This window comes from Marinobacter sp. CP1, from assembly GCF_001266795.1.
GTDB lineage: Bacteria > Pseudomonadota > Gammaproteobacteria > Pseudomonadales > Oleiphilaceae > Marinobacter > Marinobacter flavimaris.
This window is the reverse complement of record NZ_CP011929.1, coordinates 864998-890455: the sequence shown is the minus strand read 5'-3', so window position 1 is coordinate 890455 and position 25458 is coordinate 864998. Positions and strand designations below refer to the sequence as shown.

General features: G+C 57.9%; 29 protein-coding genes. 13 read left to right on the top strand and 16 right to left on the bottom strand.

All coding sequences use genetic code 11. The features are described from left to right. Positions 1-25: 25 nt before the first annotated feature. The 3 genes from fabG to ACP86_RS04205 all read right to left on the bottom strand — a co-directional run bounded on the left by fabG (position 26) and on the right by ACP86_RS04205 (position 2421). The gene (fabG, locus tag ACP86_RS04215) at positions 26-769 is read right to left on the bottom strand and encodes a 3-oxoacyl-[acyl-carrier-protein] reductase (RefSeq protein WP_053112845.1); all 744 of its coding nucleotides are present in this window, start codon (positions 767-769) and stop codon (positions 26-28) included. 108 nt (positions 770-877) lie between these two features. Next, entirely contained in the window at positions 878-2095 is a 1218-nt protein-coding gene (locus ACP86_RS04210) for a polyhydroxyalkanoate depolymerase (protein WP_053112844.1), read from the bottom strand. Continuing rightward, on the bottom strand, positions 2092-2421 hold the full coding sequence (locus ACP86_RS04205) for a 2OG-Fe(II) oxygenase (protein ID WP_053112843.1): 330 nt from the start codon (positions 2419-2421) through the stop codon (positions 2092-2094). Before ACP86_RS04205 ends, ACP86_RS04210 begins: the two co-directional genes overlap by 4 nt. Before the next feature lie 110 nt (positions 2422-2531). Between ACP86_RS04205 and mtgA the strand changes: the two genes are divergently transcribed. Next, positions 2532-3224, top strand: coding sequence for a monofunctional biosynthetic peptidoglycan transglycosylase (gene mtgA, locus ACP86_RS04200; RefSeq protein WP_053112842.1), 693 nt, complete (start codon positions 2532-2534; stop codon positions 3222-3224). 96 nt (positions 3225-3320) lie between these two features. Beyond that, positions 3321-3800: an NADAR family protein gene (locus tag ACP86_RS04195; RefSeq protein WP_008172417.1), complete on the top strand. Its 480-nt coding sequence runs from the start codon at positions 3321-3323 to the stop codon at positions 3798-3800. 40 nt (positions 3801-3840) lie between these two features. Here ACP86_RS04195 and tenA read toward each other — a convergent pair whose 3' ends face one another. From tenA to ACP86_RS04180, 3 genes are read right to left on the bottom strand one after another with little or no spacing between them, the layout of a single operon-like run. Next, positions 3841-4509 carry a thiaminase II gene (gene tenA / locus ACP86_RS04190; protein WP_053112841.1) on the bottom strand — a complete coding sequence of 223 codons (669 nt, stop codon included), beginning with the start codon at positions 4507-4509 and terminating at the stop codon, positions 3841-3843. A gap of 25 nt (positions 4510-4534) precedes the next feature. After that, positions 4535-4747, bottom strand: a complete 213-nt coding sequence (locus ACP86_RS04185) for a hypothetical protein (protein WP_053112840.1) — start codon at positions 4745-4747, stop codon at positions 4535-4537. A 58-nt stretch (positions 4748-4805) separates the two neighbouring features. After that, positions 4806-5708 (bottom strand): DMT family transporter, encoded by a 903-nt coding sequence (locus ACP86_RS04180; RefSeq protein ID WP_053112839.1) that lies wholly within the window; start codon positions 5706-5708, stop codon positions 4806-4808. Positions 5709-5820: 112 nt separating this feature from the next. Between ACP86_RS04180 and ACP86_RS04175 the strand changes: the two genes are divergently transcribed. The 6 genes from ACP86_RS04175 (at position 5821) to ACP86_RS04150 (ending at position 12057) form a co-directional block, all read left to right on the top strand. Beyond that, on the top strand, positions 5821-6684 hold the full coding sequence (locus ACP86_RS04175; protein WP_053112838.1) for a LysR substrate-binding domain-containing protein: 864 nt from the start codon (positions 5821-5823) through the stop codon (positions 6682-6684). 57 nt (positions 6685-6741) lie between these two features. Continuing rightward, positions 6742-7389 carry a DsbA family oxidoreductase gene (locus ACP86_RS04170; RefSeq protein ID WP_053112837.1) on the top strand — a complete coding sequence of 216 codons (648 nt, stop codon included), beginning with the start codon at positions 6742-6744 and terminating at the stop codon, positions 7387-7389. A 20-nt stretch (positions 7390-7409) separates the two neighbouring features. Beyond that, positions 7410-7865 (top strand): DUF4112 domain-containing protein, encoded by a 456-nt coding sequence (locus ACP86_RS04165; RefSeq protein WP_053112836.1) that lies wholly within the window; start codon positions 7410-7412, stop codon positions 7863-7865. A 116-nt stretch (positions 7866-7981) separates the two neighbouring features. Next, entirely contained in the window at positions 7982-9343 is a 1362-nt protein-coding gene (locus ACP86_RS04160; protein ID WP_053112835.1) for a glycine cleavage T C-terminal barrel domain-containing protein, read from the top strand. 66 nt (positions 9344-9409) lie between these two features. Next, positions 9410-10324 (top strand): methylenetetrahydrofolate reductase, encoded by a 915-nt coding sequence (locus ACP86_RS04155; protein WP_053112834.1) that lies wholly within the window; start codon positions 9410-9412, stop codon positions 10322-10324. Beyond that, complete coding sequence (locus ACP86_RS04150; protein WP_053112833.1) at positions 10321-12057, top strand: formate--tetrahydrofolate ligase; 1737 nt, start codon at positions 10321-10323, stop codon at positions 12055-12057. The genes ACP86_RS04155 and ACP86_RS04150 overlap by 4 nt, the downstream gene beginning before the upstream one ends. Positions 12058-12065: 8 nt before the next feature. Here the strand turns inward: ACP86_RS04150 and ACP86_RS04145 are convergent, their stop codons facing one another. After that, entirely contained in the window at positions 12066-13190 is a 1125-nt protein-coding gene (locus ACP86_RS04145) for a GlxA family transcriptional regulator (protein ID WP_008172402.1), read from the bottom strand. A gap of 310 nt (positions 13191-13500) precedes the next feature. Here ACP86_RS04145 and ACP86_RS04140 point away from each other — a divergent pair, with 310 nt between their 5' ends. Further along, positions 13501-14883, top strand: coding sequence for an L-serine ammonia-lyase (locus ACP86_RS04140; protein ID WP_008172400.1), 1383 nt, complete (start codon positions 13501-13503; stop codon positions 14881-14883). 26 nt (positions 14884-14909) lie between these two features. Here the strand turns inward: ACP86_RS04140 and ACP86_RS04135 are convergent, their stop codons facing one another. The 3 genes from ACP86_RS04135 to ACP86_RS04130 all read right to left on the bottom strand — a co-directional run bounded on the left by ACP86_RS04135 (position 14910) and on the right by ACP86_RS04130 (position 18680). After that, positions 14910-17480 carry a GcvT family protein gene (locus tag ACP86_RS04135; protein ID WP_053112832.1) on the bottom strand — a complete coding sequence of 857 codons (2571 nt, stop codon included), beginning with the start codon at positions 17478-17480 and terminating at the stop codon, positions 14910-14912. Positions 17481-17713: 233 nt separating this feature from the next. Next, positions 17714-17929 (bottom strand): hypothetical protein, encoded by a 216-nt coding sequence (locus ACP86_RS23665; RefSeq protein WP_227497799.1) that lies wholly within the window; start codon positions 17927-17929, stop codon positions 17714-17716. A gap of 232 nt (positions 17930-18161) precedes the next feature. Then, a complete protein-coding gene (locus ACP86_RS04130) occupies positions 18162-18680 on the bottom strand; it encodes a DsrE family protein (protein WP_008172396.1) in 519 nt (172 codons plus the stop codon). Positions 18681-19030: 350 nt separating this feature from the next. On the opposite strand from ACP86_RS04130, the gene ACP86_RS22000 reads away from it, so the two are divergent. Then, on the top strand, positions 19031-19237 hold the full coding sequence (locus ACP86_RS22000; RefSeq protein ID WP_081467523.1) for a diguanylate cyclase domain-containing protein: 207 nt from the start codon (positions 19031-19033) through the stop codon (positions 19235-19237). Here the strand turns inward: ACP86_RS22000 and ACP86_RS04125 are convergent. After that, the gene (locus tag ACP86_RS04125; RefSeq protein WP_008172391.1) at positions 19234-19977 is read right to left on the bottom strand and encodes a hypothetical protein; all 744 of its coding nucleotides are present in this window, start codon (positions 19975-19977) and stop codon (positions 19234-19236) included. The genes ACP86_RS22000 and ACP86_RS04125 overlap by 4 nt on opposite strands. Positions 19978-20111: 134 nt before the next feature. Here ACP86_RS04125 and ACP86_RS04120 point away from each other — a divergent pair, with 134 nt between their 5' ends. Continuing rightward, the gene (locus tag ACP86_RS04120; RefSeq protein WP_008172389.1) at positions 20112-20504 is read left to right on the top strand and encodes a DUF2784 domain-containing protein; all 393 of its coding nucleotides are present in this window, start codon (positions 20112-20114) and stop codon (positions 20502-20504) included. A gap of 15 nt (positions 20505-20519) precedes the next feature. On the opposite strand, the gene ACP86_RS04115 is transcribed toward ACP86_RS04120, so the two are convergent. The 3 genes from ACP86_RS04115 to ACP86_RS04105 are packed head-to-tail and all read right to left on the bottom strand — an operon-like array spanning position 20520 to position 21654. After that, the gene (locus ACP86_RS04115; protein ID WP_053112831.1) at positions 20520-20723 is read right to left on the bottom strand and encodes a DUF3185 family protein; all 204 of its coding nucleotides are present in this window, start codon (positions 20721-20723) and stop codon (positions 20520-20522) included. A 44-nt stretch (positions 20724-20767) separates the two neighbouring features. After that, entirely contained in the window at positions 20768-20992 is a 225-nt protein-coding gene (locus ACP86_RS04110; RefSeq protein WP_053112830.1) for a hypothetical protein, read from the bottom strand. 35 nt (positions 20993-21027) lie between these two features. After that, positions 21028-21654 carry a class I SAM-dependent methyltransferase gene (locus tag ACP86_RS04105; RefSeq protein ID WP_053112829.1) on the bottom strand — a complete coding sequence of 209 codons (627 nt, stop codon included), beginning with the start codon at positions 21652-21654 and terminating at the stop codon, positions 21028-21030. A gap of 105 nt (positions 21655-21759) precedes the next feature. Here ACP86_RS04105 and ACP86_RS04100 point away from each other — a divergent pair, with 105 nt between their 5' ends. Continuing rightward, positions 21760-22662, top strand: a complete 903-nt coding sequence (locus ACP86_RS04100) for a LysR family transcriptional regulator (RefSeq protein ID WP_053112828.1) — start codon at positions 21760-21762, stop codon at positions 22660-22662. On the opposite strand, the gene ACP86_RS04095 is transcribed toward ACP86_RS04100, so the two are convergent. Further along, the gene (locus ACP86_RS04095; protein WP_053112827.1) at positions 22634-23311 is read right to left on the bottom strand and encodes a class I SAM-dependent methyltransferase; all 678 of its coding nucleotides are present in this window, start codon (positions 23309-23311) and stop codon (positions 22634-22636) included. The genes ACP86_RS04100 and ACP86_RS04095 overlap by 29 nt on opposite strands. Beyond that, positions 23308-24741 carry a PLP-dependent aminotransferase family protein gene (locus ACP86_RS04090; RefSeq protein WP_053112826.1) on the bottom strand — a complete coding sequence of 478 codons (1434 nt, stop codon included), beginning with the start codon at positions 24739-24741 and terminating at the stop codon, positions 23308-23310. Before ACP86_RS04090 ends, ACP86_RS04095 begins: the two co-directional genes overlap by 4 nt. Positions 24742-24848: 107 nt before the next feature. On the opposite strand from ACP86_RS04090, the gene ACP86_RS04085 reads away from it, so the two are divergent. Further along, positions 24849-25451, top strand: a complete 603-nt coding sequence (locus ACP86_RS04085) for a pyridoxamine 5'-phosphate oxidase family protein (protein WP_053112825.1) — start codon at positions 24849-24851, stop codon at positions 25449-25451. Positions 25452-25458 lie beyond the last annotated feature (7 nt).

Sequence of the window (25458 nt, the reverse complement as noted above, 5' to 3'; positions counted from 1 at the left end):
TTTTTCGCCTTCTGTCTTTCAAGTGTTACATGTAAACGCCGCCGTTAACGTTGATCTGCTGGCCGGTGATGTAATCGCCTTCCGCGGCCAGGAAGACCACGGCGCGGGCAATTTCCTCCGGCTTGCCAAACCGACCCATGGGAACCCTGGCAATGATCTGTTCACGGATATTCTCCGGGACCTGGGCCAGCATTTCGGTTTCGGTAAAGCCGGGCGCGATGGCGTTGACTGTGATGTTGTACTTGGCCATTTCCAGTGCCAGGGTCTTGGTAAACGCAATGATACCGCCCTTGCTGGCTGCGTAGTTGGCTTGCCCAAAGTTGCCGGCTTGCCCGACGAATGAGGTGATGTTGATTATTCGACCGTACTTCTGGTCCATCATGATTTTCAACACTTCTGAGCAGGTGGCGTAGACGCTGCCCAGGTTGGTATCCAGGACGTCGTTCCAATCGTCGTCGGTAAGCTTCTTCATGGACTTGTCTTTGGTGATGCCGGCGTTGTTCACCAGAATGTCTATGCGGCCCCACTCGTCCTGAACCTGACGAACCAGGCTCCGCGCTTCCGGCATCTTCGAGAGGTCTGCTTTGAAGGCAAGTGCCCGGACGCCGGTGGCCTCGATTTCCCTGGCAACTTCGTCGCCTTCAGGCTGACGTGAGCGGTAGTTGATGGCGACATCGGCGCCGCGTTGAGCAAGCTGAAGTGCGATGTGACGACCGATGCCGCGTGAGGCACCGGTTACGAGGGCGACCTTGCCCTTGAGGTCTTGCATGAAATCCTCCCTGGAGCGGTAGCCCGCTCTGGTTGTTATTCCTTATTATTAATCACCTCATTCAAGCTAGCAGAGCACCCGAGTCGCGACAAGAAAATGTGATACCCGTCACGCTTCGCGGATGAATGTCTTGAGCCGCGGCGCAATGGATTCGCGCCATTGGCTGCCATTGAAGACACCGTAATGGCCAACCCCCTCTTGCAGATGGTGCAGACGCCTGGCGTCCGGGATATTCACGCATAGTTTATGGGCGGCCCGGGTCTGCCCGGGGCTGGAAATGTCGTCTTTCTCGCCTTCAATCGTCATCAGTGCTGTTTTTTCGATAGCCGCCGGATTCACTTTTCGGCCCCGGTGCATGAAGCAGCCCCGGGCAAGGTGAAACTCCTGGAAGACACGCTGGATGGTGTCCAGGTAATAGGTGGCCGGCAGATCCATGACCGCGAGGTATTCGTCATAGAATTCACGATGACGTCTGATCTTTTCGACCTCCTTGTCACGCATGGACTTGAACAGGCCCCGGTAGGCATCAATGTGGCGGTCGAAGTTCATGTTCACGAATCCGGTCAGTTGCAGAAAGCCGGGATAGACTTTCCGCATGGCTCCCGGATAAGGCGCGGGCACAGGGTGAACCAGATTGCGCCGGAACCACGCCAGATTGTGTTTAGTGGCCAGCTCGCATGGCGCGGTGGGGTCGACGCGTCCATCTATGGGGCCGCTCATCAGGGCGAGTGAGCGTGGTTTCGCGGGGTTATTATCCTCGGCCATGATGGCGGTAGCCGCGAGCACTGGCACTACCGGTTGGCAAACCGCCAATACATGAGTGTCCGGCCCAAGCTCTTCAATGAAATCGATCACGTAGTCGATATAGTCGTCCAGCCCGAAGTCGCCCGCGGAGAGAGGAACCCTGCAGGCATCACGCCAGTCGGTGATGTAGACGTCGTGGTCTGGCAGCATTTCCTTCACAGTGCCGCGCAGCAGTGAGGCAAAGTGTCCGGAAAGCGGCGCAACGATCAGGAGTTTCGGGTCATCAGGCCGCGATACGCTGCGCTGGAAATGCTTGAGCTGGGCAAAGGGTTTGCGCTGGAGGATGACTTCACTGACGTCCACCTTTTCGCCATCGCACACTGTTGAGTGCAGATTGAAGGCCGGTTTCGGGTAGCGCCGGGTCAAATCGCCAAACACGCCATAGGCGGAGGCAATGCTGCGAGCGCCCGGTAAGCGGGATAAGGGGCTCAGGGGATGTCTGAGCAGTTTACTCTGTGCGTCTGTCGCGATACGCAAGGGCATCAGCGCTGCGCGGCTCATTTCATGGGCAAAATACATCATGATACTGTCCTGCTTGAGTTATGGAGTCCGGAAGTCAACGCAAAACTCAACAGCCATCGATTTCCGCGCTCGATCTTTGATACCCGATGCTGATAAAGATCCGGGCGAAACAGATACAATCTTCCAAAAAGGTTGAAAATGTTCTTGTCGCAGATGAATTCGCCACCGGCTTTGGGTTTGGCCAGAACCCAATTGAGTTTGTAGAGCCGGCCCTCGGAAACCATGTCCACGTGCGGTCCTACCTTGTGGCCCTCTGGATATCGGACCAGGTATATATTCAGGCGTCTGGAATGAAAGAGAACCCGGGTCTTTACGTTCGCAGGCATGGTAATGGCATACGCTCTTGCAGAATCACTGCAAGCAGTTTGCGCGCTCTGTGGGCCATTGGTCAATCAGGGCCGGGAACTCGCTCCTACCAAGATGAGGATTTGAACTGATGACCAGAGCATCAGGTGGTCGCAAGCTTTTGCGATGGTTTTTGCTGCTATGCGGTGGCGCTGTCGTGCTGATCCTGTTGGTGGTTCTGATGTTCCGGTTCGTAAATCCACCCACCTCGGCCTTCATGCTGGGTTATCAGCTTCAGAGCCCGAACAAATCCATCGCCCACGAATGGGTGCCCATGCGCGAGATCTCTCATTGGATGCCGCTGGCGGTGGTTGCCAGCGAGGATCAGCGATTCCCGCATCATGTGGGCGTGGATTTTGAGGCGATTCGCCAGGCGCTCTCGGAGTATCAGGCCGGCGACGGGCTTCGAGGGGCCAGTACCATCACTCAGCAAACGGCCAAGAACCTCTTTCTATGGAGCGGGCGTAGTTTCATCCGCAAGGCCATCGAGGCGGGGTTGGCGCTTGTTATAGAAGGCCTGTGGTCAAAACAGCGGGTACTGGAAGTTTATCTGAACATTGCCGAGTTTGGTCCCGGTATTTATGGCGTTGAAGCTGCCAGCCAGGCCTATTTCGGCAAGCCTGCCCGTCACCTTACCGAGTACCAGGCCGCGCTGCTCGCGGCCGTACTTCCGAATCCGAAAGTTCTGCGTGTCAACTCGCCATCCTCGTATGTATTGGAGCGAGTGGCCTGGATTCGGGGCCAGATTGCACAGCTGGGTGCTGGATATCTGCGAGATCTCTAGTCTTGCAGATGAGCCGGTTTATTGGCGTGACCCCTGGCGCGTACTCGTTGATACTAGGGGTATTGCAGGACCACTTATTTCTAAAGGATCGCAAGAATGTCTCTCTTCCCCGACGACAACGGTGAGAACGACCTGTTCATGTCCCGAACAGATCCGGACAATCCGCTGGGCACCCATGCCCCTTACAGTTTCGAGCTGGAAGGCAAGGTCTGGCCAACCGTGGAACACTATTTCCAGGGCATGAAGTTCACCGACGATAACCGCCAGGAAAAGGTGCGCAACGCCGATACGCCCGGAAAGGCCGGAAAGCTTGGGCGCAAACGCCACAAGAGCCTGCGGCGGGATTGGAAGCAGGTGCGCGAAACCGTTATGACACGGGGGATCTACGTGCGCTGCCGGACCCATCCCGAGCTGGCAGAGGCTCTGCTGGATACCGGCGACACGAAAATCGTTGAAAACAGCAATTTTGATTATTTCTGGGGCTGTGGCCGGGATCGGCGGGGCGATAACCGTTACGGAAAGGTGTTGATGAATGTGCGGGCCAGGTTGCGGGAGGAGCGGGCAGCGCAGGATTGAACTTCAACCTGCCCGCCACCTGCCACACCATTAGTGCAGGTCAATCGCTCTGCTTCAGGCCCATTTCCCAGAAATCGATTTCAAGCCGGGTGGCGTCGCTGAAAATCCGGGTTAATTCCTTGAAGCGGGCAGGGGAGACATCGGCCAGTCGCTCATTGAGCCAGCTGATCTCTGCTCGCATCGCCTCTTGGAACTCGTCGCTCTCGTACATGGCGATCCAGGCATCGTAGGGGTTGTTCTCACCCCGAATCGTTTCTGCCCGGCTGTTCAGCCAGTTGGCGATCTCACCGTAGCCCACCATGCACGGCGACAGGGCCACGTGCAGGTCCAGCAGGTCGCCCCGGTTGCCGGTGTCCAGAACGTAGCGGGTGTAGGCCAGCGTGGCTCGGGCTTCCGGCAGGTCGGCCAGCTCTTGTTCGGAAATGCCCCATTCCTTGCAGTAGCTGACGTGCAGATCCAGTTCCACATCCACGATGGCCTGCAAACCCTCCTTTGCCTGGCGAAGGTCCGACAGTGTCGGGCTTTTATAGGCTGCAAGAGCAAAGGCACGGGCAAACTGGATCAGGAACAGGTAGTCCTGCTTCAGGTAATGCTGGAACGCTTCTGGCGCTAATGTCGCATTACCGAGTTGCTGCACAAAGCCGTGCTCGATGTAGGCCTGCCATTCGTTCTGGCAGCTCTTTTTCAGGTCTTCGAACTGATAAGGCATGCTTGCTCCTGGAAACAGTGTCGGCTCAGTAACAGGAATTGGGTGACGAGTCCGGGTTGATTTCGCCGGAGACTTCTTCCGGATCAATGCCGTGACTGATCAGTACTTCCCGCACAAAATTTACCTGAGCCAGAATTCTGTCAGCATCATCTCCGTATTCAAACCGGTTGATCTCGACCGGCTGGGGCATGAAGGTAAAGGCGGTTTTCAGGGCGGTGAGCGTGTCTTCGTCGGCCATTGGCATACTCCTCGTGCGATTTGAGTTTCACAGGAGGAGTATACGCAAGTCTTCAGGTTCAGGCCCGCCGACGGCTGGATGCCACCAGCGAACCCAGAACCACGAGTATCGCAGCCAGCGGAAGCCGCCAGTCTGGCGCGGCAATCCCGGCCAGTACCAGGAAAAGAGCGGCTAGCACCGGCACCGCATAGGCGAGGCTTCCCACCAGGGCTGTAGGTCCCTTCCGAAGGGCCAGATCCCAGGCCACCATGGCCAGTCCGTATGGCCCCAGACCGAGGGCGACACCAGCGGCAAGCGCGGTTCCTGAAGGCAGCGCATGGGCAGAGCCGGATACGGTGTCTGCGGCGGCTGCTCCGGCGCCTGCCAGAAGGAACAGGCCGGGCATTACCGGAGCAATCGCCACAGGTGTTGCCTGGCAGATCCACGAATACAGGGCCCAGCAGCCCCCGGCCAGAAGAGCCAATCCGTAACCGGTCAGATTGCCTGAGAAACCATTACTCAGGGCCTCCGGGCCCAGCAGCAAAGCCGCCCCGGAAAAGGCAATCAGTGCCCCCGCAACAACCGGGAGGGCGATCCGCCGATGGAAAGCCCACTGGCTGATCAGGATAAACATAACCGGCCAGGTATAGGTGATCAGAGACGCCTCTGCGGTGGGCGCCATGCCCAGGCCGGCCAGATACGCGCCGACCGCCCCGAGTACCAGCAAAGGCACAAGACCGAAAATCACCAGTTTCCATTGCCAGGACACTTTCACAGATCTGCGCGCTTCGCGCCCCCGGAAACTCATTGGCAGCACCGCCAGTGCGCCACTGATCAGGGCGATGGTTGTAAGTTGAAACGGAGGGATGGAGCGCGCTGCATCCACCAGCAGAGGTGCGACGGCCCACAGCACCACGGCAACCAGAGCCGCGATGATGCTCAGGATGTTTGGCAGACCGATGGTCGCGTTAAGAATCCTCATGGGCAGTCCTCCTTTAGCCGGTGTGTTGCGATCTGACAGTGGCAGGATATACTCGGATTAAGCATCACAAAAACAACAGTTATTGATAAAAAACATCACAGGAGTTGATGGATTGCGTCCCAGGATTCTTGATCTGAACGTGCTGCAAACGCTACTGGCCATTGCCGACACCGGAACGGTTACCGCCGCTGCAGACCGGCTTGCTTATACCCAGTCAACCGTGAGCATGCAGTTGCATCGACTGGAGTCCCTGCTGGAGGTGCCCCTTCACGAGCGGGAAGGGCGGCGGATACGGTTTACCGCGGAGGGCGAGCAGCTGATCGGTTATGCCCGGAAGATGCTGGCCCTGAACAACGAGGCATTGGATTCGCTTCGGCAGCGGCAGGTATCGGGGCAGCTGAGCCTGGGTATCCCGGAAGACTATGCGTTTTTGCTGACCTCCGTGCTCTCCCATTTCAGCCAGCTGTTTCCGGCGGTTCAGCTTCAGGTTATCTGCGGGTCGAGTGTCAGGCTTTTGCAGCAGGTGCAGGCCGGTGAGTTGGACCTGGCGGTTGTAACACGCCAGACCCGCTCCCCCGGGGGGGAAGTGATTCGCCGGGAGCCACTGGTGTGGGCGGTCGGCGCCGAGAAACAGCCGTCCCTCACAGATCCCATCCCTCTTGCGCTCTACTCGCCGGGTGCTGATGTGTTCAGGGAGGTGGCGGAGCAGGCGCTGTTTTCTGCGGGTCGGCAGTGGCGCCTGGCCTACTCAAGTCAGTCGATGACGGGGCTGATGCCAGTGGTAGTGGCCGGATTGGCGGTGGTGCCGGTAACCCGCGATATGCTCACGCCCCAGTTGCGTGTTCTGGACGAACGAAGCGGAATGCCGGCCCTGCAATCCATCGAGATGGCTCTGCACCGGCCATCGGGCCGCCCCACTGAACCTGCACGGCAGATGGCGGAGCTGATCCGGGAGCATCTGGCGGGAGATGGCTGATCTGTCCCCGTGTTAGGCTGACGATATCGTGTCTAAATGCAATGAACGGGATATGCCATGAAAACGATCAACATCGACATTGTTTCCGACATCGCCTGCCCCTGGTGTGCCATTGGCTACGCCCGCCTGGAGCAGGCCATGAAACAGCTGGCGTCTGAATACGAATTTGGCCTCCAATGGCATGCCTTTGAACTGAACCCGGATCATACGGGTGAGGGTGAGCCCATCCTGCCGGCTCTGGCCCGCAAGTACGGCCGGAGCGAGGATGAGATGCGCGCTACCCAAAACCAGATGATGACGATTGCGAAGGATCTGGGCCTCAATTTTGAGAAAATGCAGGAACGTTTTACCTGCAACACCTTCGATGCCCATCGACTGGTCAAGTGGGCTGCTGAGCAGGGCAAGCAGACGGAGATGAAGCAGGCGCTGTTCGAGGCCTATTTCGGAAAGGCAGAGGATGTTTCAGAGCCGAACGTGTTGCTGGATTGCGTCGAGAGCCTTGGCCTGGATCGCGCTAGGGCTGAGCAAATTCTGGATTCAGATGAATTCGCCAATGTGGTCCGGGAGGACGAAGCGACCTATCAGCAGGCCGGCGTTTCTGCCGTGCCGGCATTCATCGTGAACGGTAAGTACCTGATCTCCGGCGCCCAGGAGCCGGATACCCTGGTACAGGCGTTTGAGGAAATCGGAGCAAAGCCGGAGTGAAATCCGGAACTGGAGCGTAGATGCCGAAACCTTCCGAAGCCCGGCAGCGGGCCATTCTGGAGCGGCTGGATAAATTCAGCCGGTTCACCGACAGCAACATTGCTATCCCGTTTACCAATATAAAAATAGGTGCGGAGGCAGTGATTGGCTTGTTGCCCGTGGTGGGGGACGCCGTGGGCCTGGTACTGGCCGGCTACGTATTGGTGGAAGCGCAGAGGGCGGGCGCCAGCAAGGACGTCAAGCTTCGCATGCTGCGCAATATGGGCATTGATTTCCTGGGTGGCCTGCTGCCGGTGATAGGTGATGGCTTTGACGCGGTATACAAAGCCAACACCCGCAACACCCGCTTGCTGAGAAACTACCTGGAAAAAGAGTTGGCGATTGAACCACCCCCGCCGCCTTTCCCCTGGATGACCGTGATCTGGTTGTCCGTGCTGTTCGCTGTCGTTACGGGCGGTCTGACACTGATTCTCTAGGCCTGCTGCCGTCCCTCTGACGCTTTTAGTCGACTGAGTGTCGTATTGGTTCCTCCCGGCAACCTCAAAGAGGGCCACATTAGGGCTATCGACAACCCGGGAAGGGGGAGATAGCAATGGCTGTTAAATTCGAGCAAGCACTTCTGGATTATCCACAACAACGGGCCGGTGCGGCACGCCAGCCCGACAGCGTCGACCAGTCTGATCGACGCGTTCCCATCAACTTGCGCCAATCTGGCCCCACGCCGGTGGAGATGCTGATTTCCACACGGGTCCGCAAGTCACCTTACTGGCATCTGGCCTATGAGGCGGGCTGCTGGCGCGCGACAGTCTACAACCGTATGTACCACCCCCGGGGTTATGTTCGCCCGGAAGACGGCGGCGCCATGCTGGAGTACGAGTCGCTGATCCACGACGTCACCATGTGGAACGTGGCGGTTGAGCGTCAGATCCAGGTCAAAGGCCCGGATGCCGAGCGGTTCGTGAATTACGTGATCACCCGGGATGCGACCAAGATCAAGCCCATGCGTGGCAAGTACGTCATCCTCTGCAATGAAGAGGGTGGCATCATCAATGATCCTGTTCTGCTGCGGGTCGCCGAGGACGAGTTCTGGTTTTCGCTCTCCGACAGTGATCTTGAGCTGTGGATGCGGGGCGTAAACGTTGGCATGGGATTCAATGTCACCATTGCGGAAATCGATGTGGCGCCCGTGCAGATTCAGGGGCCCAAGTCTGAAGCCCTGATGGCGGACCTGTTTGGCGACGCCGTCCGGGACATTCCCTACTACGGCTTGATGGAAGGCCAGGTGGCCGGCCACGACGTGATCGTGTCCCAGACCGGCTTTACCGGAGAGAAGGGGTACGAGATTTACCTCAAGGATGCGACCAAATACGCCGAGGACCTCTGGTATACCGTGCTTGCCGCGGGCGAGCCCCACAACCTGCGGGTCATAGCGCCCGCCCACCATCGCCGGATTGCTGCGGGCATTCTGTCCTGGGGCCAGGATGTGGATCAGGAAACCCTGCCGTTCCAGTGCAACCTGGCCTACCAGGTGCCGCGCAACAAGGAGGCCGATTACATCGGCAAGCAAAAGCTTGAGCAGGTCCGTGAGCAATTGGACGCCGGTCGCCCGCCTTTCAGCCACATCATGGTGGGCATCCGTTTTGGCGGCGGCAAGGTGACTGACTACTCCAACGATTTCTGGCTTATCAGTGGCCCGGACGGCGGCGAAGCGGAGGGCTATGTTACCTCCCCCTGGTACTCCCCGGAGCTTGAGACCAACATCGCGCTGGCGTATGTGCCGTTTGACCTTCGGGCTGTCGGCACGCGGCTGACTGTGCATCTTCCTGTGGAATATGCCGCCGCGGATGGTTCAACCGCTGTGGAGGCGGAAGTGGTGGAAGTGCCCTTCCGGCCTTCGGTGAATCCCAACGCCCGCGAAAGAGCCCGGGCCAAGGGGATCGACTTCGCCGATTAACCGAACGGGAAGAACCGGCGATAACAGCTGTCGGGTAAACACCGTTGGCAATGGGGTGCGCGGTTTATGACACTGGTTAGCGAAAGACAGGCGTTCAATCGGCCCGATGAGGAGGCAGCAGCACGGTTTCGTGATCTGGTGCGCTCGGCATCCATTGAGGCCACACCCCGCCAGATCCTGACGACAGAACATTTGCCGGATCTTCTGCCGGCAGGCACCTGCGTGTACGTGCCCTTCCTGCCAAAGGGGCAGTTCAGTGACACGCTGGAAGCGTCCCGTCGTCTGCTGGATCTGGGTATGCAGCCCGTGCCGCATGTGCCCGCCCGAATGGCCCAGAGCCGGGGGCAGTTGCGGGACTGGTTGGCCCAATTAGATGAAAGCGGGGTAGACCGTCTGCTGCTGATCGCGGGCGACAGCGATGCCGTGGCCGGCCCGTTTCCCGACACTTTGGCCGTGCTCGAATCGGGATTGTTGGCCCAGTTCCGGTTCCACGGTATCGGTGTTGCGGCTCATCCGGACGGCCATCCTATGGCGGATCGGGCAACCCTGGCTCAGGCATTGAGCGTCAAGCGTGAATACGCCCGTACGACCGCTACCAGGCTCTGGGTGGTCACCCAGTTCACCTTCGACGCTGAGGTGGTGATCGACTGGCTGCAAGGGCTGGGCAATATTCTGGAAGAAGTGCCTGTCTATATCGGCATGGCGGGCCCAACCCGGGTTAAAACGCTTATCGCTTATGCAGCTATGTGTGGGGTAGGCGCATCCGCACGTATGCTGCTTCGTCGCCCTGGCAGTGCCCGGATGCTGGGTGCCTGGAAACCCGACGATATGGTCCGGGCGCTGGTGCAGTACTGCCTGGAAAATCCGGAGACGTTGCTGCGGGGCATTCATCTGTTTCCGTTCGGGGGGCTGCGCCAGTCAGCGCAATGGATTCGGGATCACAGTGGGTCCTGCGAGAACAACAGGGAGGCAGTGCCATGAGTCTTCAGTACAGTAAACTGACGCCCGACACGCCAGCGCCGTCCGAGTTTCCACCGCCGGGCACTCCGGATATCGAGATTGCCCGTTCGGTTCAGTCCCAGTCTATCCTGCTGTTGGCGCAGCAGCGTTTCGGTTTGCCGGCGGAGAGCCTGGTGCCCTTTGGCCATTACAAGGCAAAGCTGGACATGGCCTACGTGGATACGTCCGACTCGGCACCCAGAGGCAAGCTGGTACTGGTGACGGCCATTACGCCAACCCCTGCGGGGGAAGGTAAGACCACCACCAGTGTAGGGCTGAATGATGGCTTCAACCGGCTGGGTGTGCGTTCCTCCGTGTGTCTGCGGGAACCGTCCCTGGGGCCCTGCTTTGGCATGAAGGGTGGTGCTGCCGGCGGAGGCCGGGCTCAGGTGATCCCGATGGAAGACATCAACCTGCATTTCAACGGCGACTTCCACGCCATTACCAGTGCTCATAACCTGCTGGCGTCACTGATCGATAATCACATTCACTGGGGCAATGAAGCCGGGCTGGATCCGCGTTACATAAGCTGGCGCAGAGTCATGGATATAACCGACCGGTCGCTGCGAAACATGGTCTGTGGCCTGGGCGGAGCGGCACATGGCGTGCCCCGTGAGACCGGGTTCGATATCACGGTGTCATCGGAAATCATGGCCATCCTTTGCCTGGCGGATGGCCGGGCGGATCTGAAGCAGCGCCTGGGAAATATCATCGTTGGACGGCGCTCGGACATGTCGCCGGTAACCGTTCGTGATCTGGGTGTCGAGGGTTCACTCACCGTACTGCTGAAAGAAGCCCTGCAGCCAAACCTGGTGCAGAGCCTGGAGCACAATCCGGTGTTTATTCATGGTGGGCCCTTTGCCAATATCGCCCACGGGTGCAATTCCGTCACCGCAACCCGGGCTGCGCTGGCCCTGAACGACGTGGTGGTTACCGAGGCGGGCTTTGGTGCCGATCTGGGCGCGGAAAAGTTCATTGATATCAAGTGCCGGCACACGGGATTGCGCCCGGATGCCGCCGTAGTGGTCTGCACCATTCGGGCTCTCAAAATGCAGGGCGGTATTCCCCGCAGCCAACTGGGGATTCCCGACCTGGCGGCGCTGCGAAAAGGGGCGGCCAACCTTGAGCGGCATATCCGCAATCTGCAGCAGTTTGGCCTGACCCCGGTGGTGTGCATCAACCGTTTCCCGGATGACACTGAGGAGGAGATGGCGCTGGTCCAGTCCATCAGCGAGGAGCTGGGCGTGCGGGCAGTGCCCGCGGATCACTGGGCAACCGGTGGTGAAGGCGCCACTGAGCTGGCCCAGGCGGTGCTGGACCAGATGGATGAGGGCAAACCGGAGGTGAAATTCCTCTATGAAGACAGCCTGCCCCTGGCGGAAAAGATTCGCACCATTGCTACCCGTATCTACCATGCCGGAAGCGTGGAGTTCACAACGATCGCCAAACGACAGCTGGAGGAATACGAGAGCCTGGGGTTTGGCCACCTGCCGGTGTGCATTGCCAAGACCCAGTACAGCTTCTCGGTGGACTCGTCGGTGAAGGGCGCGCCGTCCGGGCATATGTTGCCGGTGAGGGAAGTGCGCCTGGCGGCCGGAGCCGGGTTCGTGGTGGCGGTCTGTGGTGACATTATGACCATGCCGGGGCTGCCACGGCGCCCCGCTGCCCTGGACATTGCGCTGGATGAAAATGGCCTGGTGGTGGGGTTAACCTGAGACTGGGTTTAACTTGGGACAGTGTGCCCCGGGGAATCCTCAAAGGTTCCGTAAGTGGGCTCGGTCCTGGCCCGCTTCAGGGCCTGCAGGGATGAAGACGGTAAACTGGCCATGGTGTCGGTCAGGAGGCCGTCCGCCCTGGCCGGAGTAAAGACTTCCATCCGTTCATACTTGGGCGCGCGCCCCATGGTCTTGCGATAACAACGGCTGAAGTGGGTGGCGGAAACGAAACCGCACATGGAGGCAATTTCCACGATCGAACAGGAAGTCTGCTTGAGCAGACGGCGCGCCCGGTTCAGCCGCACTCTCAGGTAATAGCGCGACGGCGTGCACCCCATGTGCTTCAGGAACAGCCGCTCCAGTTGCCGGCGTGAAATGCCTGCCAGAGTCGCCAGTTCCTGCAGTTCGATCGGCTCTTCGATATTGGATTCCATCAGCTGGGCAGCTTCCGCCAGCTTGGGTTGCGCCCGGGCCAGGCCCGGATGCATGGGCATGGGCTGTTGCTCACTCTCCTCCCGGACCCGGTCGCAGACAAACATGTGGGATATGGCATTGCTGAGCTCCTGGCCATGCCGCCGTGCCAGGAAGCTGAGCATCATGTGCATTGGCACCGTGCCTCCGGTGCAGGTCATGCGTTCACGCTCGACCGTAAACAGGCGGTTGTTGGTCTGAACCCGGGGAAAGTCTTCCTGCATGGCTTCCAGGCATTCCCAGTGGGCACTGCAGGCGTAGCCGTCGAGCAGACCGGCACTGGCCAGCACATAGGGGCCGGTACAGACCGCTCCCAGCAGGACATGCTGCCGGGCCATCTGTTTCAGCCAGTGCGCTTCCTTGCGTGAGAAACTGCGGGTGACATCAATCCCGGCGACCACGATGACCAGATCAAAGCTGTGCGCTTCCTGAATGGAGGCATCCGGGACCATGGTGATGCCGTCACTGGCGCGGGCGTAATCGCCCTCGGCCGTAAGCAGTTGCCAGGAATAGAGTTCGGTGCCTGCCAGCTGGTTGGCCATTCGCAGAGGTTCAACCGCCGTGGCAAGGGCAATCAGGGTAAAGTTGTCGATCAGCAGGAAGCCGACCCGATAGGGCTGCTGGACGGGCTTGTCTGTTTGCGAACCGGTATCAGTGGTCATAAACAACCCCCTTTGCCCTGCCTGGGCCAGTTGCGCCGGCCAATACCCGGAATGTCCGTACCGACCACCCCAACCTGAACACTAGCTGTTGCATCCGAGTCGTGCAATAAGTGATCAATTCCATACTCCTTTTATTCTATGACGGGGGCAATAATGCGGATGGTCCACATGCGACACGGTGCATGCCAGGATGGACTCAACGCGACGTGTCCTGCTGTCGGAAATCATCGTTTCCATGTCGCCAAAAAGCATGCGATTGGCCTCGATTGGCGCTAGTGTTGAATTACGTTCCTCAACAGGAGGCCACACATTGGCAGTCAGTCTGTTTGAGCTGTTCAAGGTTGGTATTGGCCCCTCCAGTTCCCACACAGTGGGACCCATGGAGGCGGCCAGAAGATTTGCCGGGTCTCTTGTGAGTGAGGGTCTGCTTTCTTCTGTCGGTCGGCTCAAGGTGTCCCTTTACGGGTCTCTCGGTGCCACCGGCAAGGGGCATGGCACCGGCCCTGCGGTAATGATGGGACTGGAAGGTGAACGACCAGACAAGATCGACCCGGCGGTAATGCCGGCTCGTCTTGAGCAGATCCGCGACCGTGGAAACCTCTTGCTTGCAGGGCAGCAGGCCATTGAATTCCGTGAGAATACCGACCTGGTCTATTACCGCCGCAAATCCCTTCCCGAGCACCCCAACGGCATGACCTGTCAGGCTTTCGACCGCGACGGGCAGTGCCTGTTCGAGAAAAGCTATTATTCGGTCGGCGGTGGGTTCGTGGTGGATGCAACCGTTGAGGGCACCCTGAAGGTGCGCGAGGATGACACCCCACAGCCATACCCATTCAGCAGTGCCAGGGTGTTGCTGGAGCTGTGTCGGGAACACAACCTGGCCATTGCCGACATTATGTCTGCCAACGAACAGGCGTGGCGCACGCAAGAGGAGGTTCGTAGCAGCATTCTGGCGCTATGGCAGGTGATGCGGGAGTGCGTACAGAGCGGCATTCAGCACGAGGGCGAGTTGCCCGGTGGCCTCAAGGTCCGGCGCAGGGCCGCGTCGCTGTATCGGTCGCTGATGGACAAGCAGCGGGTGGACCTGATTTCACCTTCCCTGAGTGCACTGGACTGGGTAAACCTCTATGCCCTGGCCGTCAATGAGGAAAATGCCGCCGGCGGGCGGATTGTGACGGCGCCCACCAACGGCGCAGCAGGGATTATCCCCGCCGTGCTTCACTATTACTGGGAATTCTGTCCCCGGGCGGACGAGGACGGCATTGTGCGTTTCATGCTCACCGCCGGTGCCATTGGTGTGCTGTTCAAGGAAAATGCGTCCATTTCCGGGGCCGAGGTGGGCTGCCAGGGCGAAGTGGGTTCGGCCTGTGCCATGGCCGCGGCCGGGCTTGCTGCGGCAACGGGCGGTTCACCGGAACAGGTAGAAAATGCCGCGGAAATCGGTATGGAGCATCATCTGGGCATGACCTGCGACCCCATCGGTGGGCTGGTGCAGATTCCCTGCATCGAGCGCAACGCCATGGCCTCGGTTAAGGCTATCGATGCCGCCATCATGGCCCTGAGGGGTGACGGCAAGCATTACGTTTCGCTCGACAAGGTTCTACACACCATGCGGGAAACCGGTCGCGATATGCTGGATAAATACAAGGAAACCGCCAGGGGAGGGCTGGCGGTCAACATCATTGAGTGTTGACCACCGCGCCTCTTCTCTGAACCCGGTCAGGATTTGACTCGCTCGTTGTCCGGATCAAACAGTGCCCGGTAACCCACCGCTTCGATTCGGATAGGGTAGTGCTCCTGGAAGTATTCCAGGGTGAGCTCACGCCCTTCCTGGGCGTACTCGACGGGGATGTAACCCAGCAGAATGATCTTCCTCACCGAAGGCCCCCACGCCACACTGGTGTTGTAAGAGCGGCGGCCGTGGCTATCCACCAGCACTTCACCGGTTTGTGGGTCCAGAATCGGCCATTGGCCAACCGGGTAGCGCAGAATGCCGTTGGCATCCCGGTGCTCGGTCATGGTCATCGTGCACAGGTAGGCCGATTGCCGTGGCCACTCCCGTTGCTCCAGATACGCGGCCTTGCCGTGAAAATCGGCTTCTTTGACCTTGGGTCGTTGCAAACCGGCTTCGTAGAGATTGTATTCCGTTTCCAGGTCCACGTTCTGCAGTCGCAGGCTCTTCTCCAGGCGACGGGTATTGGCGTAGGTTTCAATGCCCACCGGCGTAACGCCCGCATCGTAGAGCAGGTCCCAGATTCTCAGGCCATAGCTGAAGGGGAAATAGAGCTCCCAGCCCTGCTCGCCCACGTAGGATATTCGGAAGGCCCAGACCGGGACCCCTCGAATGTTCAGTTCCCGGACGGTGGCAAACGGGAAATTGTCCGCGGACAACTGGTCCGGGTCGGTAACGAACTGGGCCAATGTCTCCCGGGCCTTTGGTCCCCAGAGGCCAAGGGTCGCCAGTTCGTCCGTGCGGTCATGCACCTGGATGTTGTCCAGCCCCTTCTCCCGGGCCATACGGGTGATCCAGCAATAGTCCCGATGGCCGGTGTCGCCGCCGCAGACGACCCGATAGTCTTGCGCGCCCCGCCGAATGATGGTCAGGTCGGAACGCACGCCCCCGCGCTCGTCGAGGAAATGGGTGTAGACACCTTTGCCGTTGGGCGTGGTACCGCCGACTTTGGCAACCGACAGATATTCCAGCAGCGCTTCGGCGTTATCACCGGAAATGTCGAAGATGGCGAAGTGCGAGAGATTGATCATGCCCACGGATTCGCTCATCTCAAGCTGTTCGGCGTTGGATACCTCCCAGAAGTGCCGGGCGTCCCATTCGTGTTCCCGCACCGGGATCCGGTCGCGGTATTTCGCCAGCAGGGTGGACTCGTTGGCTGCATAACCGTGAGCACGCTCCCAGCCTGCGGCCTCCATGAAGTAAGCACCCAGACCCACTTCCCTCAGGTAGAAAGGGCTGGTTCGCATCTTGCGACCGGTAAGGTACGGCTCACGGGGGTGAACCGCCGGGGTGTAGATCTTTTTGGCCGTCTCGTAGCAGCGGTTGTACACGTAGTCCGGGGTTTTCTGCAGCGGGTAATGACGCGCAATATCGATACTGTGGGGATCCATCTGCGGGGAGCCGTGGGTCATCCAGTCGGCCAGGACCTTGCCCGCTCCCGGGCCGTCCTTGACCCAGACCGCCTCGCAGAACCACAGGTTACGGACTTCCGGGGATTCGCCCATGAGTGAACCGCCATCCGGTGTGACCGACAGCAGGCCGTTGAAAGAGTGTTTCTCTTCCCAGCCCAGTTCGCCGAGGATCGGCGTCATCTCAATGGCTTTTTCGTAGGCGTCCATGACCTGGTCCAGTGAAAGATCCCGCATTGAGGGGGACATCCGCGCATCACCGGGCTCCGCAATGGCGCCGGGGTAGACCAGCCGCGGGTTTTCCGCTTCGTAATAGCCCCACTCGATACGGCCGCCTTCGGTGGTGGTCGGGTCGCCGGTGTCCCGCACATAGGCGGAATTACCCTGGTCGCGGAACAGGGGATAGACAATCTGCTTGCCGGTGCCATTGAGCTCTTCGTAGGGCCCGAAAAACAGCAACGGATGCTCCAGTGGCATCAGTGGCAGGGGCGCGTTCGCGGTGTTGGCCATCAGGGGCCCCCATATGCCCATGGAGAGAACGACGTATTCGGTCTCAATGTAGCCCTTGTGGGTTTCCACGCCACGTACCTGGCCGTCCTGGACATCAATGCGGATGGCCGGCGTGTAGGCAAAGGCCTGCAGTTTGCCGGTGGCCACGGCTTCTTCCACCAGGTCGCCGGCAACACTCTGGGAGCGGGGCACTACCAGCCCGGCATCCGGATCCCACATCGCGCCCTGGATCTGACTTTCGTCCAGCAATGGAAACAGCTCCTTTGCCTGTTTGGGCGAGATCATGCTGACATTGGTGCCGAACGCTTTTCCGGAACCCACCTTGCGACGAAGCTCGTCCATCCGCTCGTCGTCGTCAGACCGGGCCACTTCCATGCCGCCGCATTTCACGTAATTGCCGCGTTTTTCGTAAAACGCCTGGCTGTACTTGGTGGTGTAAATGTTCAGCTTGTCGTGGGAAGTGGTGAAGCAGAAATCCGAGGCGTGGGAGGTGGAGCCGATGTCGGAGGGAATGGCGGATTTTTCCAGCCCTACGATGTCATCCCAGCCCTGTTCGATCAGGTGGTGTGCTACCGAGGAGCCAACGATACCGCCCTGGCCAATGATTACGACTCTTGCACGTTTCGGTAGTTGTGCCATTTTGGTTCCCCTTTGCCTGCAATGAACGCCCTCGCGCTGCCGCATATCGGCCAGGGCCCTGATTCAATGTGGCTCTAATTGCTCAGTGCAGGTGAATCCAATACGACACCGAGTTGTCCAAAAACGGCAGAGGCAGCCCCGAAGAATCCGGGCCACCGGCTGGCCCAATGTGTCAGTTTTTGTTGGAACGACCGGTATTGTGGAGAGATTCTTCGTGGTAATGCAGGGCTGCTTCAGCGCGGGCGACGGCACCAATTAATCAACCCGGAGATGACTAACAGTAAAATAGCAAGTGCTGATAAGTCAGATATCCAAGGTCCAATGCGCATAATGCGCCCAGAATGGAGATCCAGTAACAACTGCTGCAAAGAGATGCCTTCGCCATGATAAGTATCGAGAAGCTGCTTCCTGACTGCCGCAGGTGTGGCGCGTGGACTTGACCACGCCACCTGCTTATTTGCGGGTGGGACCGAAGTCCAGATCAATAATACTGATTCCGCCGCTCATGGGATGAGTGGAAACGGCTTAGCGACCGTCCGACCTCACCAGAACGTGGTGCACTGGCCCCGGAACCTCCAGTTTGCGAGCAATCGCATTCGTGTTCCACCTTTTATGTGATCAATCTTGACCAGCGGACCTCAAGGTGAACTTCAGCTCGCAGAGCAACAACCGATTTTTTGCTTAGGGGATTCGGACAACCGCGTACCCCTGCATCTGATAGCCGATGACCGAGACGAAACCATTATCTACCGGGTCGACCTCCGGAATGATCGTCGCCTCATCTACACCCATCCCTTTCAACGCGTAACGGCAAACTTCCAGTGTCACCCCGTCCTTCTTCATTTGTTTAAGAGTCGTCTGGAATTTCTGTACCTCGGCCAGCTCTGCCTCATTAAATGATGCGCTGTCAGTCGAAAGCAGTTTCACCACCGGCCCGTGAAAAACGATGGCGATGTTGGGATCTTTCGCAAGTGCCTTCACTTCAGGTGCTTTGTAGGAGTTCTTTATTACCAAGAAAACGGGGTTAACGACCTTGGGATCTCCTTGGCTCACCTCGTAGACAGCGTCATAGTTTTTAACGCCCTTCAGAGCATTGTCGTACCCGGCTGCACCTGCAGGTAAAGACATCAGGACCATATAGATGGCCGCAAAGAAGATGGGGGGAATTCGGCGAAGTATGCTTTTATAATTCACGCTCATGACAAATCTCCTTGAGGGATAGGAACTTGTTTTTTTGTCAGCCAACCCATAAAAATGCTCCAGAATCTAAAATATTCTCCCTAAGCTAATACAGGTACGATATATCATAAATGTACCAATTTGGAGCAAGTTGGGGTTCTAGCAGTCGAACACACGAAGCTGAAATAGACCTGAAAACAGTTGCCAGGCATGCAGTTGAAACCGGACAGTTGAAACCGGGACTGAAACCGGGGACTGAAACCGGGACAGATCTATTTAGTTGAAACCGGGACAGATCTATTTGGGGTGAAAATAGGTCTGTGGGATGAAAATAGGTCTGTCCTGAGGGCGAGCATGCCGACCGGTTTGAGCTGCTGGCTGCGGAGGTTCTGAAACAATGGCAGGAGAGTGCGGTGCCAAACGAGCACAGCCCCGATAGCAAGGTGCTCAGCTGCTCCATCGGGATTTGTCAGGGCCTGGCCAACGAGTTTGATTCAATCGACGACATGATCCGAAGGGCCGACGAAGCCCTGTATTGCGCGAAAAAACAGGGCCGCGCCAGATACGTAGTGGCCTAATCCTCGGGCATGTGTTCGAACAGACTGCCCAGCCCCGACTGGGGACTGAGCTTGCCGCACAGTCGCAAAGCCTCCCAGAAACTGACCTGATTAGCGGTCAGTATCGGCTGCCCGATTGCCTGCTCCAGATCGGTGAGCCAAGCTGAAGAGTGGAGAGCTGTGTCTGGCATCAGCAGGGCGTCGGCCTCTTCCCTGACGTTGGCCAGAGCGAATTCGATAACCGCGTCTTTCTCAAGCAGACCGACTTCCGCGGCTGTGATGATGCCTCGGCTGGCCAGGTGCACGACCTCGATATCGAAATGATTCAGGAATGCCCGGAATCGCTGCGCGACCTCCTCCGGGTAGGTGGCAGCGATGGCCACCCGTTTGGCGTCAATGGCTTTTACCGCTCTGGCGAATGCCATTGCTGTCGTCGAAGCCGGTACACCGAGCAGTTTCTCGAGCGTATCGATCTGCTGGCGAATGCCATCTAGGCCGAGCACAAAACTGGCGCTGGTGGAGGTCCACATCACCGACTCAATCCCTGAGCCAGCCAGCGCTTCTGCACCCTTGGAAAGCCGGCTGACGCTGCCCATCTCACTGAGGGCTTCAACGGTGTGGGCGTCCTCCAGGAATTCAGTGTGGATGAGGGTTATTTGCGCCGGGGGCTCTATCATGGAACCCATCAGGGGATAATCATCTTCGGCCGCATGGCCCGGGTAGAGGAACCCGAGTCTGGCTGGAGGCGGGGTGTGGCTCATAGAACGCTCCCTCACTGGCAGAGATTGACGTGCCTGTACAATAGACCAAAACTGGCAACTCAGCAGTCTTTGGAGAGTAGCGATGGAGAATAGCTATGGAGAGTAGCTATGGAGAGTAGCTATGGAGAGTAGCGATGGACAGCCAATGGTTACTGATCTTTGCTGATGCGCTCCTGATCCTGCACACGATACTGGTGGCCTTCGTCATCCTGGGACTGGTGGCCACATTCGCTGGCTATTTCCTGAATTGGCGGTGGGTGCGCAATTTCTGGTTCCGTCTGAGCCACCTGGCGGTTATTGCTATTGTGGTTCTGCAATCATGGCTGGGTGTGTTATGCCCGCTTACGAGCTGGGAAATGGCGCTTAGGGCTAAGGCCGGGGAGGCGGGCTATGAGGGATCGTTTATCCAGCACTGGCTGCAGTCCATTCTGTATTACAGTGCTCCGGACTGGGTGTTTATTCTGGCTTACACGGTGTTCGGCGCGCTGGTCCTGGCCAGTTGGTTTGTGGTCAGGCCCAGGCGGTGAAAAAAACGGGCTGGCTTATTTCCTGAAAAATAGAAGGAAAGCGCCCGCTGCGGCCGAGGCTGCCCCGCCAATCAGATACCACATGGTGTCGTCGGTAAATCGGCCTGTGACCGTTTCGGTCAGCTGGTTTCCCAGGGACTGAGTTGATTGGTAGCCGAAGTAGAGCAGCCCAATGCCAATGACCAATAAAACAATGCCGACCAGTTTGGAACTTCCCATTGAATTCTCCTTATGATTGGCACTGCCGTTCAGCGTGCCTCGGGTCAGGGCAGCTTGCCATCGGATTCCGGATTTTCCAATAGATCCTTTCGTTCTCGCTGGTATTCCTCAAAGGATTTATTTGCGCGATCAAGGCATTCGAAGTAGGTCGATGGCGGCTCGTTGGCACAGTCGTTCCGTTGATTTATTTGAACGTTCTCATAGACAGCTCTGTGGCTGCAGCCGGTGGTCACTGCGAGCAGGGTGATTAGAGAAAGTGCTGTCTTCATTGGCCGACATTACTCTTCTGAGGATTAGCCCAGCCCTATTCTGGTTTCTTGGCAATCAGGAAGTAAACGTCTTTTGAGGTTTCCGGTACCCAGCGATAATCGATCTGGAATCCGGCATTTTCCAGATGCATTTCCAACTGACGACGCGATACGAATTTGACATAGGGTGCAAATCGCAGTAAGCGGGCCAGGCAGGCTACTGGCTTGAGATGTGGGCGCGTGTCCTGAAGGCAGGCGGTATTGCTGACGAACACGCCGCCGGGTTTGAGCATGCTGAAAACCTGGTTTATGGCCCGCTCCGGGTCTCGGAGCAGGTGCAGGATGTTCAATCCCAGAATCGCGTCGAACGCTTGCTGCCGATGTTGCATGTCCTCAAGCGTGGCAACGACGAAACGAAGATTGTTGAGAGTATTTCCTGCCATCCTTTCCCGGGCAATGTCGATCATTCGGGAGGAAGCGTCGGTTGCAAGGTAGCTGCGGACTTTTGGAGCATGAATTAATGCTGTGGAACCGGTACCGCAGCCGAACTCCAACACGTCCATTTCGGGGTGGAAGTATTTTTGGGTAAGGGCAATCTTTCTTAAATAGGCATTCTGATCTGAGATAGGGCGACGGGCGTAACGCGCTGCGCTGCGGTTCCAGAAATTGACAGACGAGCTCATGGATTCCCCTTTCCAGCCTGGCGGCATAAATTCAGTGAACCCATTCTATCTGTGCGAAGCTGTTGGTAATATTGCCAGAATCGAATGTCTGGTATGCAAATCTGAATGAATTGGCAATCTGTAAAGTTTGATTGGAACCGGGCTCGAGCCTTTCTCGTGACTGCCGAGGAAGGATCCCTCTCTGCTGCAGCAAAGGCTCTGGGGGTTTCGCAGCCGACCCTCGGAAGGCAGGTTGCGGCGTTGGAAGAGGAACTTTCTACGGCGCTGTTTGAGCGGGGAGGTCGTGGGCTGGAATTGACTCGGAATGGCCTCGAACTGCTTGCCTATGTCCGAGCGATGGGAGAGGCCGCAAGCAGCCTCTCACTTGCGGCAACGGGTCAGGCGAACTCCATTGAGGGCGAGATTGCGATTTCGGCATCTGAAATCACTGCCGCTTACATTCTGCCTCCAATTCTTCAGAGGCTTCGGTACCAGTATCCCGGAATACGTATCAACCTTGTTGCCTCCAATGAGGCCAGCGATCTTCGCCGCCGTGCTGCGGACATTGCCATCCGGAACTTTCGACCCACAGAACCCGATCTGATTGCCCGCAAGGTGGGGGAATTCTCGGCGACTCTCTACGCCAGACCCGAAATCCTGGCTGATCTGCCATCGCCGTTGACCGACGGTCTTTGTAAGGCTCCATTCATAGGCTTTCTTTCAAACAATGAGAGATACGTGGGAGCCCTGGCGCAGCGTGGCCTCAAGCTGCGGGAAGAGCAATTCGTTGCCAGGACGGACAGCCATCTGGTGCATTGGCAAATGGCTCGGGCTGGTATCGGTATTGGCATGATGCCCGTTGAGTTGGGTAATGCAGAGGCTGAAGTAGAGAGAGTCTTCGAGGATAAGGTTTTTGGCGGCGATGTCTGGCTCGTCTCCCACCGGGAGCTCAGGATGAACCTTCGGGTTCGGACGGTCTTTGATTTCCTCGCTGCTGAACTTACCGAGTACTTTGAACCACAAAAATAACCGATTGCGGCAATTGGCCCCCGGTTGAAGGTTCCCTGATCTCTCCCAACGTCAATCCCGTTTTCGTGAACAGGTTCAGCCAACTGGCGAGCGTTCGGAAGTACCAGGGAGCCGGATCGCCGAAATCGCCGGGAAGGCCAGCCCAGGTTCCGGGCTTCCAGCCAGTGGCGTATTCTCCTTCATGGAAAAAGGCGACAGGGTGGAGAGTCTGGATGACGCACGCACCACCGGGATTGAGAAGTTTGGGCAGGGCCTTGAGAAACGCGTTCACCGAGGTGTCTCCCAGCAAGGCAAAGTTGTTCACAACAAGATCAAACGTGCCCAGATCGGCATTTTCCAGTTGTTCGTAGTCGAGGACCCTGAAGTCTTCCTCTCCCTGTTGCCGGGCATATTCGATCAATTCCGGCACGGCATCTGTTCCGGTGCCTCGGTAGCCAAGGCGCGTTACTTCTCTGATCAACCAGCCCTCGCCACATCCTGCGTCGAGAATTGAGCCACCCGAGGGGGCGTAATCTTCAATCACTCTTAAAACACTGCTGCTGGAGAGGTTCCCCGGCGCTCGAATGCCCGCTTGTTCCACGGCCCTGATCCAGGGCGAGGCATTTGAGTTCCATGCGGTAAGAATCTGTTTTTCGTACTTTGATGTCATGGTTTGGTGAGCCCCGATCGCAGGGTGTTGACGCATTCTCTGATCTCGCGCTCGTTGGCGCTCGCAAATCCCATTACGAGGCCGGTTCTGGAGGAATCTCCCAGAAAGTGCGCGCTTAGCGGTGTACTGCCAAATCCCCTGGCTTTCAACCATTGGCTGAGCGCCAGGTCGTCAAAATCTCCTTCAAGTACCAGATGCATCCCCGCGCTTTCCGCCACCGGTTGAGCAAGCCCGCCGAGCTTTTCCGTAACCTCGCGCTGGAAGAGTTGCCACTTGTCCCGGTATAGCTGGCGCATGCGCCGCAGGTGGCGTGTGAACTGACCACTCTCAATGAATTCGGCGATGGTTGCCTGGGAAAGAAGGGGCGTCTCGCCACCTCTAATCTGTTTTGCCCAGAGTAAGGGTTCGACCACCGGCTCCGGGACCACCAGATAGCCAACGCGCAATGCGGGTAGCAGCGTTTTGCTGAAACTGCCCATGTAGAGCACGGGCGCATTCTCGAACAGGCCCTGGATGGCGGCGAAGGGCTTGTTATAGAAGTGGAACTCGCTGTCGTAGTCATCCTCGATGATCCAGCACTCATTGCGCTGGGCCCATTGAACCAGCGCCATTCGCTGGGACAGGTCCAGGATGCCGCCCATGGGGTATTGGTGCGTGGGCGTGCAGAACAGGAGTCTGGCTCTGGCAGGCTCAAGGCCTGGCAACGCTTCCACATCCAGGACCTGGTTCCTGAGGGGAATTGGAATCACAGGATTGCCTAGACGGCCCAGCGCGTTCCGGGCGCCACGGTATCCGGGATTTTCGCAGAGGACACTGTCGCCCCGTTGCAGAAAAACGTCGGCAAGCAGCGAGAGGGCCTGTTGTGCGCCGTTGGTGATGATGACTTGATGCTCTTCGCAGCGAACACCGCGGGAGGTTCGCAGGTAGGTGGCGATGGCGCGTCTCAGGGGCTTATACCCCTGGATGCTGTCATATCCTCGCAGTGTCCGCCGGCTTTCCTGGTGGTGCAGAATCCGGTTCCAGCTTCGGATGGGAAACGCATCCAGATCTGGCAAGCCCGGCTGAAATGGCAAACTGGCGTCTTCTACAGGCTTCGACTTTCCCCGTGGAAGTGCAGGTAGTGGTGGCAGTTTCATGGAATCGCCAACGGGGTTGTTCAGGCCTGGCCCTGAGGGGTTCACGGCTGATTTGATGTCTTCATGGACAAAGACACCCTTGCCGGCACGGCTTTGAAGAAAGCCCTCCGCTTTGAGCTGTTCATAAACAGCGTTCACCGTGTTGCGGCTGATGCCAAGATCCTTCGCCATCTGGCGGCTGGGCGGAAGCTGGCGCCCGGGTGGGTAGCGCTGGTCGAGTATCCGTTCGGACAACCGTTGATACAGCTGATGCTGCAGCGGATGCGCGCTGTCCAGGCGAATATCATCAATCACATCAACTGGTCCTATCAAAAGTCACAATCTGGATCTTTAAATGGTATCAGAAGTGCCTTTCAATAGAAGTACATTTTGTGAAGTGCAAGACCGGAAAGGAGCTTCTGATGACAACGACTGATTTGGCCGGGCCCAACGCCTCCCCGCTGACTTCCTGTCCACGCAGCAGGGTGCAGAGGGCGGTAAAGCGAGCCAGCTATGACAGGGAAACAGCCTACCGGCTGATTGATCGGCTCAAAACGGCGCATCTCGGATTTGTGGAAGATGGCGAGCCTCGCATCATTCCGATCACGGCCTGGCGACTGGGCGACGACCTCTATGTGCACACGCTCAATGGTGGACGATTGTCCCGGCGTCTGGAATCGGGCGTATTGCTCTGCATTTCCTTCGCCGTGACAAATGAATGGGTGATGACAAAATCGGCGTTCAATCACAGTGCCAACTATGAATCACTGGTGTTGTTTGGCCATGCGGTTCCGGTAACCGATGATGCCGACTTTGATGCCGCGTTCCGCGCGATTATCAACCAGATTGAGCCAGGACGGTGGGAACAGGTGAGGTCACCGAATGACAAGGAGCGAAAAGCAACGGCGTTATTCCGGATACCGATTGAAGAAGGGGCGTTCAAAAGCCGTACCGGCGGTCCGAATGACGATCCGGAAGATATGGCTCTGCCCGTGTGGCACGGATTGATACCGACCGGTGTTTAACCTGTCG